This is a genomic window from Sinorhizobium fredii USDA 205, assembly GCF_001461695.1.
Classification (GTDB): Bacteria; Pseudomonadota; Alphaproteobacteria; order Rhizobiales; family Rhizobiaceae; genus Sinorhizobium; species Sinorhizobium fredii.
Map to the genome: position 1 here is coordinate 1 of NZ_AUTC01000065.1, position 2,324 is coordinate 2,324.

The following is a 2,324-nucleotide window of genomic DNA, read 5'->3' on the forward strand; positions in this document are numbered from 1 at the left end:
AGGTCGACAACAGCTTATGACACGAATTTCGGATTCAGATGACTAGCTATTTGGCGGGAGGAATGATGAACTGCATGAACGGCCTTGGGTGGGGCGACGTGTGGGCCTGTGTTTCTGCGCTGCGATAGGCTGCAACATCAAGGGGCTCGAAAGCGCGGAAATAGCTTTACCGCTGATGCACATAAGTGCCGGGCGCATCATCGAGCGGGGGGATAGCCTCTTTTGGAAGCGCCGATGACGGGGGGTGCCACCCGTTTCGGCGCTGAGTGGCCGGCGAGCCACTCGACCCAGTCCGGCCACCATGAGCCGACTTTAGATGTGGCTGCCATCGTGCCCGCGTCGCTGGCAAATCCCCGCTTGGCGAAGCTCTGGCCTATATCGCCAAATACTGGGACGGATTGAGCTTCTTTTTGAGCGACGGTCGCATTGAGATCGACAACAACAGCGTCGAAGAACCATCCCTTTTCAGCGACCAGGGGCAGGCAATCATCCACGGCCGGGGTTGGATGGCTGATATGCGGAATTCGAGGCATTCAATTTCGTGCAGACGCCTTCGACCCGACCCACGACAGACTGATCCTCGTCCAGCATAGGCGCCCCTGAGAGAAACCAGCTTCCAAGCTGGAGTGGGAAGCTGTCAGGCCATCTCGAGGTGGGATTCTTTCGCCCCTTGCGCGATCAACGGCGCGGGAGACTCCCGTTGCAAGTGGGAAGCGTTAGGTCGGCGCGCCACGATATCGTGGTTGAGCCATTGAATGGGACCGGAGGGATCGTCGCCTGGAGAAAAGGACGACCCGACAACCGCGCGGGACGACATCATCGATATCGCAAGGTCGTTAGTCAGGGTCGGCAGGTGAGCAGCGAGACGCCGAAAGGGACCTGTTGCGACCCCTCTGCCGAACGGAGCCGGGGCGCTGGATGGCCGGGCTTTGCCCAACGATTCGGCGCCTCTGCAGCAAGGGCAGCTTTGTTGACTCCGTCTTTCGCTCGGTCGAAAACAGACTTCCGCTTCCAGAGGAGATCACCTGATGAATAGTACAGTCCTCAACGCCGGGAATGTCGAGGCGGACGCTAAAGACAGCGGAGATAAAGAAGCAGACTGCTGTCGAACCCGTCCCCAGCCGCATCACAAATGATGACTGGGTGAGGAAACACTAGCTCAACAGGTTTGCAGTCCGGCTTGCTCAAGGTGGGAACACTATGAAAACACCGTGGAAATTCCTTGCTCAACTGACGTCGCGGCGACCATCGGCGAAAGCGCAAGAGAGTTCGCTCGGCAATGTCATGGATTCCAAGGCTCTCGAGAGCGAAGCGGAGCATACGTCCGCACTTCCGCCTCGTTCGACGGTAGCTGCCGGCCCACCTGCTCATGATGAGGACGTCTCGGTTGATCAAGGGGCGGTGGCATCGGAAAAGGCGAAAGGCGATGACGATGTCGCACAGGCGTTAGAACCGCCGATCGATGCTGAAGAGGTTCAAACAACTCCGCGTTAGGAATCCGACGATTGAGGTAGCGAAGCGAATTCATTGGTTCCGAAAAGTGCGGCAACCAAGTCGCCAAGCAAACCGCGGATCAAGCGTCGAGAACGTAGGCGGAGAGCCAACGCCCAGGTGGCTGCGCAGCGCCCTGTCGCCCCAATGCATCTTCAAAGCTTACAACCCTCGTCGTCACGCGACTTGTTCTTCCATGAAGTGGCAACACTCGACGAGGAAATCAAAGTGCTGAGGACCCAACTCGCTGAAAAGCTTCATCTGCAGAATGTTCAACTTAAGAAGATGCTCGAGCGATTCGACTTTTCGTGAGCTTGGCGGCGCTCAGCGCGTACGTGCGTCAAGCATTCAAGCATGCCGATCGCCTCGGCTGTGACGGGCGGGACGTGATCTCTACAAGGCGGTGCCTTACGGCATACTGCGAAACCGTTCGCGGTCGCGCCGAGCCTCGCCTACCCGTACCGGTCGTCACGATCGTCAATGGGAACAGGGGTAAGCAGGTCCGGTTGTTTCGGGCGAGAGCTGGCAACCTTTCACCGTTGATCGCCAGCTAGTCACAAGCCAAACATCAACGATCCGTAAAGCAGGACTATGATGGTTGTGTTGACTCTGTGGAGCACTCAGCCGAAAACAGGCGCTGACTAAAGGAGGGAATTGCTGATGGCTGACGAGAGTAATGCGGGACCAGTTGCTGCAGCCGTAGCGACGGACACAGAAGTGAAAGCACCAACGGCTAAGAAGCAGAGGTCGCCACGGCCTCAAAAGGCGGCTTCCGAACCAGCTCAAGCAAAGACGCCGGCCGCTAAACGCAGGGGGTATAGCGATGAAGAGAA

At 57.7% G+C, this 2,324-nt stretch carries 4 pseudogenes; 3 read left to right on the plus strand and 1 reads right to left on the minus strand.

What is annotated here, in order from left to right:
* Positions 1 to 326: 326 nt before the first annotated feature.
* A pseudogene (locus N181_RS31350) lies at positions 327 to 452 on the plus strand (IS66 family transposase); the annotation flags it as partial.
* Positions 453 to 637: 185 nt separating this feature from the next.
* On the opposite strand, the pseudogene N181_RS35500 reads toward N181_RS31350, so the two are convergent.
* A pseudogene (locus N181_RS35500) lies at positions 638 to 787 on the minus strand (enoyl ACP reductase FabMG family protein); the annotation flags it as partial.
* Positions 788 to 1,200: 413 nt separating this feature from the next.
* On the opposite strand from N181_RS35500, the pseudogene N181_RS33700 reads away from it, so the two are divergent.
* Positions 1,201 to 1,803, plus strand: a pseudogene (locus N181_RS33700) (hypothetical protein).
* Positions 1,804 to 2,151: 348 nt separating this feature from the next.
* Positions 2,152 to 2,324: pseudogene (locus N181_RS34660) on the plus strand (transposase); the annotation flags it as partial.